Annotated in this window: 11 protein-coding genes and 1 tRNA gene; 1 reads left to right on the top strand and 11 read right to left on the bottom strand. The window is 52.0% G+C overall.

The window, feature by feature from the left end:
• Nucleotides 1–44: 44 nt before the first annotated feature.
• The 9 genes from EYQ01_07790 to EYQ01_07750 form a co-directional block, all read right to left on the bottom strand.
• Complete coding sequence (locus tag EYQ01_07790) at nucleotides 45–1,301, bottom strand: sodium:proton antiporter (protein ID HIE65696.1); 1,257 nt, start codon at nucleotides 1,299–1,301, stop codon at nucleotides 45–47.
• 202 nt (nucleotides 1,302–1,503) lie between these two features.
• The gene (rplT, locus tag EYQ01_07785; protein ID HIE65695.1) at nucleotides 1,504–1,863 is read right to left on the bottom strand and encodes a 50S ribosomal protein L20; all 360 of its coding nucleotides are present in this window, start codon (nucleotides 1,861–1,863) and stop codon (nucleotides 1,504–1,506) included.
• Between the two features lie 55 nt (nucleotides 1,864–1,918).
• Entirely contained in the window at nucleotides 1,919–2,119 is a 201-nt protein-coding gene (rpmI, locus tag EYQ01_07780) for a 50S ribosomal protein L35 (protein ID HIE65694.1), read from the bottom strand.
• Nucleotides 2,120–2,121: 2 nt separating this feature from the next.
• Nucleotides 2,122–2,592, bottom strand: a complete 471-nt coding sequence (locus EYQ01_07775; GenBank protein HIE65693.1) for a translation initiation factor IF-3 — start codon at nucleotides 2,590–2,592, stop codon at nucleotides 2,122–2,124.
• Nucleotides 2,593–2,708: 116 nt separating this feature from the next.
• Nucleotides 2,709–4,622, bottom strand: coding sequence for a threonine--tRNA ligase (gene thrS, locus EYQ01_07770; protein ID HIE65692.1), 1,914 nt, complete (start codon nucleotides 4,620–4,622; stop codon nucleotides 2,709–2,711).
• A 130-nt stretch (nucleotides 4,623–4,752) separates the two neighbouring features.
• Nucleotides 4,753–4,827 (bottom strand) — tRNA-Val (locus EYQ01_07765).
• 43 nt (nucleotides 4,828–4,870) lie between these two features.
• Complete coding sequence (locus EYQ01_07760) at nucleotides 4,871–6,619, bottom strand: sodium:proton exchanger (GenBank protein ID HIE65691.1); 1,749 nt, start codon at nucleotides 6,617–6,619, stop codon at nucleotides 4,871–4,873.
• 225 nt (nucleotides 6,620–6,844) lie between these two features.
• Nucleotides 6,845–8,164: a hypothetical protein gene (locus EYQ01_07755; protein HIE65690.1), complete on the bottom strand. Its 1,320-nt coding sequence runs from the start codon at nucleotides 8,162–8,164 to the stop codon at nucleotides 6,845–6,847.
• A gap of 46 nt (nucleotides 8,165–8,210) precedes the next feature.
• Entirely contained in the window at nucleotides 8,211–9,701 is a 1,491-nt protein-coding gene (locus EYQ01_07750) for an aldehyde dehydrogenase family protein (GenBank protein ID HIE65689.1), read from the bottom strand.
• A gap of 324 nt (nucleotides 9,702–10,025) precedes the next feature.
• Here EYQ01_07750 and radA point away from each other — a divergent pair, with 324 nt between their 5' ends.
• Complete coding sequence (gene radA / locus EYQ01_07745) at nucleotides 10,026–11,432, top strand: DNA repair protein RadA (protein ID HIE65688.1); 1,407 nt, start codon at nucleotides 10,026–10,028, stop codon at nucleotides 11,430–11,432.
• A gap of 15 nt (nucleotides 11,433–11,447) precedes the next feature.
• Here the strand turns inward: radA and nth are convergent, their stop codons facing one another.
• Both nth and EYQ01_07735 read right to left on the bottom strand, forming a co-directional pair.
• Complete coding sequence (gene nth / locus EYQ01_07740) at nucleotides 11,448–12,134, bottom strand: endonuclease III (GenBank protein HIE65687.1); 687 nt, start codon at nucleotides 12,132–12,134, stop codon at nucleotides 11,448–11,450.
• Between the two features lie 288 nt (nucleotides 12,135–12,422).
• Nucleotides 12,423–12,701 carry a hypothetical protein gene (locus EYQ01_07735; GenBank protein HIE65686.1) on the bottom strand — a complete coding sequence of 93 codons (279 nt, stop codon included), beginning with the start codon at nucleotides 12,699–12,701 and terminating at the stop codon, nucleotides 12,423–12,425.
• Nucleotides 12,702–12,711 lie beyond the last annotated feature (10 nt).

The raw sequence follows: 12,711 nt of genomic DNA, 5'->3' as shown, positions 1-12,711 counted from the left end.
CTCAGAATACTGATTCTCCAGAGCGAATTATATAATATTGGATCTCAAATGTCCTGAGCCTTTTGTATACGTGGTTCTTCTTTAGGGAGGAGTTTCTTGATCGTCAGCCCTTGCACGATGATGGAGAAGATGACCACCGCATAGGTCATGACCAGGATGACGTCGCGTGATGGACCTGAAGGCAGAGAGAGCGCCAATGCCACAGAAATGCCGCCCCGTAATCCTCCCCAGGTCAGTATCTTTATCACACCCGGGGAGAAGGTCCTGAAGGTCCTCAGAGCAAAAATCGGAATGCTCACGGTCACAAATCGGGAAAGGAGGACGAGCGGGATCATGATTAATCCCGCTACAAAATATCCTAATGTAAAGTTCAAAACCAATATCTCCAGACCGAGCAGGACAAAAAGTGAGGCATTCAGTATTTCATCGACCAATTCCCAGAAGGTATCGAGACGTTCCCGCGTTTTATCGGACATGGCAAGGAGACGCCCCCGGTTCCCGATGAGCAGTCCGGCCACAACCACCGTAATCGCAGGAGAGGTATGGAGGGCGGCGGCCAGCTCATATCCCCCCATCACCAGCGCCAGGGTGATAAGAATTTCGACATGATAATGATCAACCGACTTCAACATCTTGTAGGCAATCCAACCGAGCAGGCCTCCGAGAACAGCGCCGCCCAAGGCCTCTTCAAGCAGGAACAGAATCACATGCCCAGGATCGAGCGTATGATTGCCGTCAATCAGTCCGAGGAGAACCGTGAAAACCACAACCCCAATACCGTCGTTAAAAAGAGACTCTCCCGCAATCTTTGTTTCCAGGCCTTTGGGGGCCTTGGCTGCCTTCAAAATACTGAGTACTGCAATCGGGTCGGTGGGAGAAATAAGGGAACCAAACAGGAGGCAATAGATAAACGGGACATCCTGATCAAGAAGGTCAAAAACAAAAGAGGTGAAAAATCCGACAATCAAGGTCGAGGCGATGACCCCGAAACTTGCGAGGCTTGAGATGATCCACTTTTGTTCCCGAAGGTCATTAATATTGACATGCAGCGCCCCGGCAAAAAGGAGATAACCCAACATCCCCCGCATCAGGAATTTCTCGAAATCAATATTCCCCAGGAGGGTTCTGGCATTCTCTTCTATCCCAGGGATAAACGCTTCCGTGAGGATAAGACCAAAGGACAGACACAGGGCAAGTATCATCACCCCGATGGACATCGGGAGCTTTAAGAATCGGTAGTTGATGTAGCTAAAGAGCGCAGACATTGTCACCAGAAGTGCAATAATGCTCAATAAGTCCATAAATCTATACTCCTGTTTTGTAGGTCTTTTTAAGGCAGGGTAAGAAGGACACTTAAAAGGCGGTTTTTTCCCGGGGAGGGGGTAAAACCGCCTTATTTTGCTCTTAGCACTTCAGCAATCTAGGAACCTGTCGGAAGATCTAGAGTGTGGGTGTGCCATCGTCTGCCTGAGGACGCCTTTGACGAAGGCCAGGTTTATCTTTTTACGCCTTCGCCTTTGCCTGAACCGATTCGATGATTTGCGTGAAGGTGGCGGCATCGCCTGCAGCGATTTCAGCCAAAACCTTTCGGTTGAGCGAAATTCCGGCCTTTTTCAGTGCTTCAATGAAGCGACTGTAGGTCATACCGTGGCTTCGTGCGGCCGCGTTGATTCTTGCAATCCACAACCGCCTGAAGTTCCGTTTTTTGGTCCTACGATCCCGATAGGCATAGAGGAGCGATTTGTCAACCGCCTCAGTCGCGGACCGATAAAGTTTGCTTTTCCCCCCGAAATATCCCTTGGCCATCTTGAGGCGGTCGTTCCGCCGATGCCGGGTTTTGGGGCCTCCTTTTGCTCTTGGCATTCTACTTCTCCTTAAAAATTACCGATAACAATTGCCGTGTGGCTTACTTCTTACTTTACCCGTTCGGAAGAAGTCTTTTAATTGTTTTTGCTTCACCCTTGGACACCAGGACCGCCCCGCGAAGATTCCGCCTCCGTTTCCCGCTCTTGTGGACGAGTAAATGTTGCGTCCCCGCCTGCTTGCGCATGACTTTCCCGGTTCCGGATATCTTAAATCGTTTCGCCGCGCCCCGATGCGTCTTAATTTTATTCTTCATTCTTACTCCTTTGTTGATTTCGGGGCCAGGATCATCACCATGTTCCGACCCTCCAGCTTGGGCGGGTATTCGGGCTGTCCCACGTCTTGAAGTTTTTCCTGTATCTTTGTCATGATGGCCCAGCCCTTTTCCCGGTAAGGCATTTCCCTTCCGCGGAACATGAGCGTCACCTTCACCTTGTTTCTCTCTTCCAGGAAATCCTGCGCGTGCTTCACCTTAAAGTCGAGGTCATGCTCCCCTGTAAAGAGCCTGAACTTCACTTCCTTGAGATGTCCCCCCTTCTGGTGGGATTTTACCGCACGGTCTTTCCGGCTCTGTTCATACTTGTATTTCCCATAATCCATTATCCGGCAAACTGGAGGACGGGAGGTGGGCGCGACCTCTACCAAGTCAAAACCAGACTCCTCCGCTTTGGCAATACCCTCCAGAACCGTCATGGAGCCCAACTGCTCTCCATCGGCCGCAATCACCATGACTTCCGTTACCCGGATCTGCTTGTTTACCTTTAACCTAGAAGCGATAAAAGACCTCCTTCATCAATTCCATCAATATAGAATATTTCTCCTCTCTGATCAAGTCCCAAAATTTCCTATTGGATCTTCTGCGCCTCAATCTCCCCCTGGAGTTGATTGAGGAAGGCATCGATCTCCATCAGACTGTTTTCGCCACGCCGGTTCCGGACGGAAAGTGTCTGATCTTCTGCCTCCCGGTCTCCCACCACCAGCATATACGGGATCTTCATCAGTTGGGCCTCCCGGATCTTCAGTCCCATTTTTTCATTTCGCTGATCAACCTCGACCCGAATGCCAGCCTCATGAAGCCGGGCCTTGATCGCCTCGGCATATTCCTTCTGGCGTTCTGTAATCGGAATGACCTTAGCCTGAACCGGAGCAAGCCAGAGCGGAAAGGCCCCGGCGTAATGTTCGATCAGGACACCAAAGAAGCGCTCGATCGACCCCATCAAGGCCCGGTGGATCATAATAGGCTGATGCGCCTGGCCATCCTCGCCACGATAGGACATCTTGAAACGGTCCGGGAGATTGAAGTCCACCTGTATCGTCGTGCATTGCCAGGAGCGCCCCAGGGCATCTTTGATCTTCATATCAATCTTGGGTCCGTAGAAGACCCCTTCGCCCGGATCAATCTCATAAGGAAGTCCCTTCTGCTTCAAGGCCCCTTCCAAAGCCGTGGTCGCCTGCTCCCAACGGTCGAGGGTTCCGACATATTTATCGGGCCGCGTGGAAAGGTAGATCTCATATTCTTTAAAACCGAAGGTTCCCAGGACAAAGGTCGTGAAATCAAGCACCTTCAGGATCTCCGCCTCGATCTGGTCGGGACGGCAGAAGAGATGGGCATCATCCTGGGTAAAGCCCCGAACCCGCATCAGTCCGTGCAGCACACCGGAGCGTTCGTAGCGGTAGACGGTTCCCAACTCCGCCCAACGGAAAGGGAGATCCCGGTAACTTCGAAGACGTGATTTATAAATCAGGATGTGAAAAGGGCAGTTCATCGGCTTGATTTCGTACGGGATATTGTCCACCTTCATCGGCGCGTACATGTTCTCTTTATAGAACTCAAGGTGGCCGCTCTGCTTCCAGAGATCCAGCTTTGCCATATGGGGGGTAAAAACGAGGTCGTATCCGGCCTTCAAATGGGCATCCCGCCAGAAATCCTCCAGGGTCTTCCGAATGATGGCTCCTTTCGGATGCCAGAGAACCAGCCCGGCGCCAATCTCGTCCGTGATCGAGAAGAGGTCCAACTCCTTCCCGAGCCGCCGATGGTCTCGCTTCTTGATTTCTTCCAGGTTTTTAAGATGGGCATCGAGGTCTTCCCTTCTGGAAAAGGAGGTTCCGTAGATTCGCTGCAGCATCTTGTTTTTTTCGCTCCCGCGCCAGTAAGCGCCCGCGCTGGAGAGTAGCTTGATCGCCTTGATTTTTCCGGTGGAGGGAAGATGAGGGCCGGTGCAGAGATCAATAAAATCTCCCTGCTGATAGGCCGAGATCTGGACATCTTCCAGCTCTTCAATCAATTCCACCTTGTAGGGTTCCTGCCGTTCACGAAACAACTGGATCGCCACCTCCTTGGTCAACTCCATCCGGGAGATGGGAAGGTTACGTTTGACAATCTCCTTCATTTTTTTCTCTATTTTTTTGAGATCTTCGGGAGTAAAGGGCCGCTCAAAATCAAAATCGTAATAAAAACCATCCTTAATCGGCGGACCAATTGCCATTTGTGCCGAAGGGAAGACCTCTTTCACTGCCTGGGCCATTAAATGCGAAGAACTGTGCCGGTAAATTTCTTCCCCTTCCGGGGCGTCAAAAGTCAGAAGTTCAATCTCTGCATCCCCCTCAACTCTTGCGGAAAGGTCTCTGGGTTCGCCATTGACACAGACACCGACGACATCTTTTGTCTTTTCAAGCGCTTTGACGATCTTAAAGAAGGGAATCCCTTTTTCAACCGTAAGCGCTTTATGGGATTTAAATTTAAGGGTAACTTCTGCCATAGGCTATTCCCGTTGTCTCTAATCCATATGGAGAATGAGACATAAAAAAGGCATCATCTCGTCCCGCCTGATGCCTTGAGTCCGTCTGTACATCGTGTGCGTTCGTAGAGCAACGCTTCTGATGGCGTCATGGTAGGCACGGGCGGTTTCGAACCGCCGACCTCTTGCGTGTCAAGCAAGCGCTCTCCCCCTGAGCTACGCGCCTATGCAGGGCAAATAATACATCGTATAGAAATCCCGGGTTGGTGTCAACTTATTTTGGGGACAGCAGTGTCGGGTCGGTATTCCGAGACCGGATCCTTAAAAATGTCCTGAATCTGCGATTCGCGCGTGGCATCCAGTCCATTCACAAGGTAGGTCTGGACAATATCGAAGATGTGTCTCGCATAGAGGAGGCGGGGGAGGAGAACATAATCGGCTCCGGCATCATAAAGAGTCTGCGCGCCGCGCAATGAGTCCGAGGTCACAATGACACGGCTTTCGGGTGAGAGCATCTTCACCTGCTTCAGCAATCTCAGATTAGAGGTCCCCTGTAGAAAGCTGTCTGATATCGTTGAGATCACTAGGTTTGCCCCTTCGATCCCGGCATGTCTTAAGGTTTCCGGATGGGCGATGTCTCCATAAACACAATCAACCTCGTATTTTTTAAGCAGCGCCAGCGTCTGAGGGTTGAAATCGATCACAAACAGGCTATCCTTGAGGCTCGGCATTTCTTCGTTGATCCGATGCAGAAAAGGACTCGCCTCTTTGAAAAATCCAAGAAGAACAATCCCTTTCTTCTCCTTTTTTGCAATGGGAAGGGTCGATTTTTCCTTATTCTGCCCGGAAAGGCCTTTGACTTGCCAGACAACCCAACTGACCAGGTGTTCCTTTGCAAGGATGAGATAGGTGGACAGAATCGAACTCAGGACAAGGCTGAGGATGATGATTTGGACAACCTCCTCGCTAACATGTCCGTAGGAGAATCCGAGGGTGACGATGACCATCGAAAACTCACTGACTTGAGAAAGATTGATTGAAGTCAGAAGTCCGGTCCGCAGGTCAAGCTTCAGGGCCAGGAGTGCCGGCAGAAGGGTAAGAAGACGGCTTGCGAGAACGAAGGCCGTTAAGGAGAGTGCAACGATGACGAGGTAGGGGGTCAGCGAAGGGGCCTTTAAACCGAGTGAGACAAAGAACAGGGTAATGAAAAAATCCCGTATCCCGGTGATTTTCGCAATAACATCTATGCTGTACGGAAAAGCGGCAATCGAAAGTCCGGCAACAAGGGCCCCCATTTCCTTGGAAAGACCGACGGCATTTGCGGTTCCGGAGACCAGGAAGCACCAGGAAATCGAAGTAATGAGCATCAACTCGGGAGACTTGGCAATGAAGGCATAGAGTTTTGGAAGGATGTGCTTGCTGACCAGAAAACAGGAGAAGAGAAGGCCCATCGCGGAGAGAAAAGAGTTGAAAATGCCAATAATCTCAGGGTTTAAGAGATTGGGCTGGATGGTCAGAAAGATAATCGCCCAGATATCCTGAAAGATCAGAATGCCGAGCGTTACCCGCCCCGCGTGAGAGTCGATATCATGCTGGTCATGAAGAATTTTGACGACGATCATCGTAGAACTGAGGGAGAGGGCCAGGGCCAGATAACCGATGTTGAACTTTGTCATCCCGGAGGAAAAGCCGAGGTAGTGAAAGAAGCCGAATCCGAGCAGGATTGTGCCGAAAAACTGGACGGTTCCCGCGATGCCGACCATCTTTCCCGCGGCGGCCAGTTTGGTTACGTTGATTTCGAGGCCGATAATGAAGAGCAGCAGGATCAGGCCGATCTCTGAGATCATCTCAATACTGCCTTCATCCGAGATGATACCAAAGCCCATATTGTGGCCAAGAAGAATGCCGCCGACGATATAACCGAGGATGAGCGGCTGCTTGAATCGCTTCGCGACGAGGGCGGAAAGGGTCGCAAAGATAATGCTGACGGCAATGCCCGTCAGAAGGTTCATTTGCATAGGGGCCTCAAGAGGTCGATATTCCTAATGTAACGATTCAGCATGCCACTATTTTGCTTCAGGGAAAGGCACGAGGAGCGCAGAACCGAAGCGTATGGGTTATACGTGAGGATTCGAGCACCACAGAAACGCCACCCTGGAGGGGAAGAGGGGTGTGATGAGTCGTTACATTTCAATTTTACCAGATAATTACCTAATGGGGCATGGAAGATATCCAGAAAAGGACTACAAAAGGATTGCCGGCTGGAAAAAAAAGATTTCGAAGTTTCCAAAAAGGGCATCTTCCCAGAAGGTCAAAAGGGTGTTACCGGAGGCGGTGATGGCCGTATTACCAATGGTGTTGCTGGAAGAGATGAGGGTTTGTGTGTCGCCAAATATTACCCCTCCATCCACAGAATCCCTGAGGAGGACAAGCGGAACACCGGAGGAGGTATCTTCCCAGCTGATAAAAATATCCAGTCCCGAAACGGCAATTCGCCCCTTTTTCGAACGTCCGGCATTGTTGGAAATGTTGATCGGTGCCGTGAAAGAAAAGGGAGGGCCTAAATTCACACCTTCTGCCCGTCTCAAAAAGATCTCTGAGTCGCCTCCTTGCGCATCGGTTCCTTCCCAAATGACATAAACATTGTCTCCTCCTCCTGCGACCCCAGGCAAGTTGGAGCTCACAATAGCATTGGAGAGAGATACCCCGGAACTCGCGATAGAAGGGTTAAATACGAACGAGGCAATCTCAAGACTCCGGAAGAAGATCTTAGGTAATGTACCATCAATCGGTGGTGTGTCTTCCCACGCGACAAAAAAATGGCCGTTTGAGGCCGCAAGGCTCGGGTTTTGTGAAGTGGATTGCTCATTACCGAAACCAGTGTTGGGGAGCGAGAGAATTTCTGGTGAAGCCAGGTTGGGATCTGGAAAACTGACTCCGTGGTCGGATGACCTGACCATCAGGATGTCGGAGTTGAAGAGCTTAAATGTCGAACCCGGAAAGGTAGGGTCTGGCGGAACATAAAAGGTTGATTCCACCCAAGCCACAAAGACATGACCCTCAAAGGTCGTAATTGTAGGAGCCTGCGAAGGACAGGGGAGGCCGAACTCTATTGATGGTCCACATATCGGGTCTGAAATAGAGATGTTTTTAGGAGATTCAAAGGTGAGGTTGCCCGTAACATCTTCTACCGCTCGTCCATAGAAGATGTCGGTTTCTGCCTTGGCAGGAAGAAATTCTTCCCAAACCACATGAACGATGTTACTTGTCCCATTATAGGAGAGGGCCATTTTCGGGTTGCCTGAGAAATTACCTGTATTAGAGACCTGAAAGGTTTTAAAGCTGATGCCGCCGTTATCAGAACGGGCCAGAAAGATCTCGTTAATCCCAGCATCATTTCCTTCGGCCCAGACCACGTAGAGGGTATTCCCGATGGTCGCCGCAGAGGGAGAGGATGAAACACCTGGATTATTCGAAATGTTTGTCACGCCGGGGGGGAGAGTGGGCGGGTCTGTATTGCTCTCTCCCAGGCATCCCGTAAAGGAGAACAAAGAACACAGCAAAAAGATAAGGGCTATTTTTGTCCCTTTTCTTCCTTGCCCCCTGCCTCTACTCATCCATCTGGGCTTTTTGCAGCGTGCCGCTGAAATCACGGTAAATCACCTTCCATTTGGTATAGAGGTCGAGCGCGCCGCCACGGCCGCCCGCCTCCCGTGGACCAAGTCCCGTCCGCTTTGTTCCCCCGAAAGGGAGCTGAATCTCCGCCCCTATCGTTGAGGCGTTAATATAGACGAGGCCGGTATCGAGATCCCTTTCGGCAATGGCAGTCGTATTGATATCCTGTGAGTAGATCGCGGCAGATAAGCCGAAAGAAACATCGTTGGCCACTTCAATCGCTTCTGTGAGATCGCTGACGCGAATGAGAGAGACGACAGGACCGAAGATCTCTTCCTGGGCAATCCGCATCTTCGGGCTCACATCGATAAACATGGTCGGCTCAATAAAGAGGCCCCTGGCGCAGTCCCCTTTTTCGTAAGCATGTCCGCCCAGAATCAGGGTCGCCCCTTCATCCTTCCCGACCTCGATATATTTCAGGATCTTCTGGTACTGAATCTCGCTAATCACCGGGCCAATTTCTATATCGGGATCAAGGCCGTTTCCGATTCGGAGTTGTGAGGCCCGAACGGTAAAGGTCTTTAAGAATTGGTCGAAGATCCCCTCCTGGATAATCAGCCGACTGGATGCGGTGCAGCGTTGCCCCGTTGTTCCGAATCCGCCCCAAAGGGCCCCTTCGATGGCAAGATCGAGGTTGGCGTCATCCATGACAATGATCGGATTTTTTCCGCCGGTCTCCATCATAAAATCTTTATGCGCGTTTCCACAGATGCCGGCCAGGCGCTCCCCGACCTCATTGGAGCCGGTGAAGGAGACACCATCGACCTCCGGATGCCGCACCAGCGGCTCTCCCGCGGTTTCTCCGAAACCATGCACCAGGTTAAGGACCCCCGGAGGGAGTCCGGCCTCATCAAATATTTCCACCAGGCGGGTCGCGGCAATCGGCGTCTCCTCCGCAGGCTTGAAGACAACAGTATTTCCGGCGATCAAGGCCGGCGTGATCTTCCACGAGGGAATGGCCGTCGGAAAATTCCAGGGGGTGATCAAGGCGAAGACTCCGATGGAGAGACGGACAGACTTGGCATCCTTGTATCGCAACTCGGAGGGAACGGTCTCTCCGGAAAGGCGCCTTCCCTCCCCGGCCATGTAATAGGTCATGTCTATCGCCTCCTGGACATCACCCATCGATTCCGACAGAATCTTTCCCATCTCACGGCAGACCAATTCGCCCAGGGCGTTCTTCCGCTTGACCAGTAATTCGGCGGCTCGGTAGAGAATTTCTCCCCGCTTGGGGGCAGGCATGTCGCGCCAGGCCGGAAACGCGGCCCGTGCCGCGGCAACCGCCTTATCAACATCCACCGCATCTGAATCCGGAATGAGACCCAACAGCTCACAGGTATCGGCCGGATTCCGACTCTCAAAGGTTTTTCCACGAACGGAATCGACCCACTTTCCCCCGATAAAATTCCGAATCTTCTCGGCCATGGCATTCCCTCCGAATCAACTGTTTATCCCAAAATCCAATCACGATTCTTAGAATACTCTTAATTGTATCTCACCCGCGGGATAAAAAACAAGACAAGTAGGTTCAGTCCTTCTGCCCGGTTATTGGCCAACCGCCCTCACACGGAGGTTCCGTTGCCGGCCATATGCGATAAACTGATAATCGAGATTCATGACACTTACTGTTGGCCAGGGCTGCGGCCGTTACCGCAGCCCTGAAGAAATGGGTCCCGCGAAGCCAAAGATGGGTGCCCTGATTGCGTTTTGACGATTGTTTGACTAGTATGGGGCCAGAAAAGAGGGGATATGGCGAAGATCAAGACAATTTTTTATTGCCAAGGCTGCGGGTATCAATCGCCGAAATGGCTCGGTCGGTGCCCGGACTGCGGGACATGGAATTCTCTCGTTGAGGAGCGCGTTGAACCGGTAAAGGCGGATCAGGCGGATCACCGCTGGATCTCTGTGGAACGGGCCGATGGCGGAGGAGATGCGCCGATACCGATTTCAGAGATCGATATTGCATCCGAACCGAGATCCAGGACCGGATCGCGGGAGTTCGACCGGGTCCTGGGGGGCGGCGTCGTCGCCGGATCGGTGATACTCATCGGCGGAGATCCGGGTATCGGAAAGTCGACACTGATCCTGCAATCTCTCAACCAGATCGGAAAGGGTCGCGGAAAAGTCCTATATGTTTCGGGCGAAGAATCTCCGATGCAGATCAAGCTTCGTGCCGAGCGTCTGGGGATTTCATCCGACTATCTTTATGTTCTGGCAGAAACCGCCCTGGAAGAGATTGTCAGTCAGGCAGAGGCCCTCGCGCCGGTTGCAATTGTCATCGACTCGATCCAGACGATCTATACCCGCCAGCTCAGTTCTGCCCCGGGAAGTGTGACACAGATTCGGGAAACCGCATCCCAACTGATGTTTTACGCGAAACGAGCCGGGGTCGCTGTTTTTATTATCGGACATGTCACCAAGGATGGGGCGATCGCAGGTCCTCGTGTCCTGGAACATATTGTGGATACGGTTCTTTATTTTGAAGGGGACAAAAGCCATTCCTATCGAGTCCTTCGTGCGGTGAAGAACCGCTTTGGCTCGGCTAATGAAATCGGCCTCTTTGAGATGAAGGGCTCCGGCCTGATCGAGGTCGAAAATCCATCCGGTCTCTTTTTGTCTGAGCGACCCAGAGATGCCTCGGGCTCAGTGGTTGTTGCCGCGCAGGAAGGGACGCGTCCCATGCTGGTCGAACTTCAGGCCCTGGTCAGCACATCATACTTGGGGACGGCGCGCCGGATGGCGCTCGGGGTCGATGCCAACCGGGTTTCTCTGTTGCTGGCTATCCTGGAGAAGCGGGCGGGACTTCAACTATCGGGCCAGGACATCTTTGTCAACGTGGTCAGCGGGATTCAGATCAGTGAGCCGGCAATCGACCTTGGAATCCTCGCGGCGGTCTGCTCCAGCTTCCGGGAAAAGCCGATCGACGCGGAGACAGTCCTCTTTGGCGAGGTCGGCCTTGCGGGGGAGATTCGCGGCATCCAGCAGGCCCTCCCGCGTATCCGGGAGGCGGAAAAGCTAGGATTCAAGCGTTGCATTCTTCCCCGAAGGAATGAGGAGACCTTGCAAACGGAGGGAGAAGCCGATTATTCAGTCGAAACGGTCGGAGTCTCCCACATAGAAGAGGCCTTGGAGGTTCTATTTTCTACGGGAGCGTAGGAACAACCCGCCGGGTCACCGTGTCTCCAGAGATCCCTCAACGGCCCGCCTTTTTTCTTCTTCTGCCGGACAGAGCTTAAAGAGAGAACATTCCAGACAGTGGGGCTTCCGTGCGGTGCAGACATGCCGACCGTGGAGCAGGATCCGATGTGCCCCGGAGGTCCATTTTTTCTTGGGCAGGAGCCGTCCCAGATCAATCTCTATTTGGTCTGGAGAATTTGATTTTGTCAGTTCAAGCCGTTTTGCGACGCGGCGGACATGGGTATCGACGACCACGGCCGGCTTTCCAAAGACACTCCCCAACACAACATTTGCCGTCTTTCGTCCGACGCCCGGCAAGGTAAGCAAGGCGTCCATGCTGTTCGGGACCTGACCCTTAAATTGGTGAACAAGCGCCTTGGCGCACCCGACGATGTTCTTTGCTTTGTTCCTATAAAATCCGGTCGTCCGAATGAGGGTTTCCAGATCTTCAAGCCGGGCCTTCGAAAAATTGTCCGGCGTCGGATATCGTTGAAAGAGGGGGGGAGTAACCAGATTAACGCGTGCATCCGTGCATTGGGCGGAAAGGATCGTGGCCACCAAGAGTTGAAAGGGGCTCTTGTGGTGAAGCGCGGTCTCAGGGATGGGAATGGCTTTTTCGAGGCGCTTGATGATCACCAATGCACGACGACGGTTTTCCGGGACTTGTCCTTCCTGTTTCATTTCTTGGGAATCTCTGATTAAGTCTGGGGAAAATTTTCAGGAGATAAAATGTTTCGATTCAAGGCGCAAAACGCAGAGGATGGTTCTCGCGAAGCCATAGCCCGCTATCTAGAAGAACCACGCCCAAAAGGCGAGGATTCTTCTAGCCGAAACGAGAAAGATCTTTAATCGGGATTCGCTCGCTAACTCCGCACGCTTACTATGCGTGTTCAAGATTTGAAACGCAGAAGCGGGACATAAGTGCCCCGAAAAATCAAATCATGACTTATTCAGAGGTTTCTTTAGTAACTATTCAGGGAGCTTAAGACCTTCGGCTGGAGCCGGTATCATCTTGAAGAAGATTTTCATCTGCGTTGCCAGAAAATCCCGCGCAGTTTTGTCCCTCAGGTTCAGCTTATATTCATTGATAATCTTGATCGAGTTCTCATACCATTCCTTCCAGCAGACATCGCAAACCTTCGATTTCAGTTCTTCTCCGACCTTCCCGCCGTAAGGCTGCCCTTCAATTTCTGCCCGCGTCTGAAGACATCGCATGCACTTGACTTCGGCCATACCCTTCACCTCCATCCTTAGTAAA

This window comes from Candidatus Manganitrophaceae bacterium (assembly GCA_012960925.1).
Classification (GTDB): domain Bacteria; phylum Nitrospirota; class Nitrospiria; order SBBL01; family JAADHI01; genus DUAG01.
The sequence above is the reverse complement of the archived record's forward strand: the minus strand, read 5'-3'. Positions and strand labels throughout refer to the sequence as shown.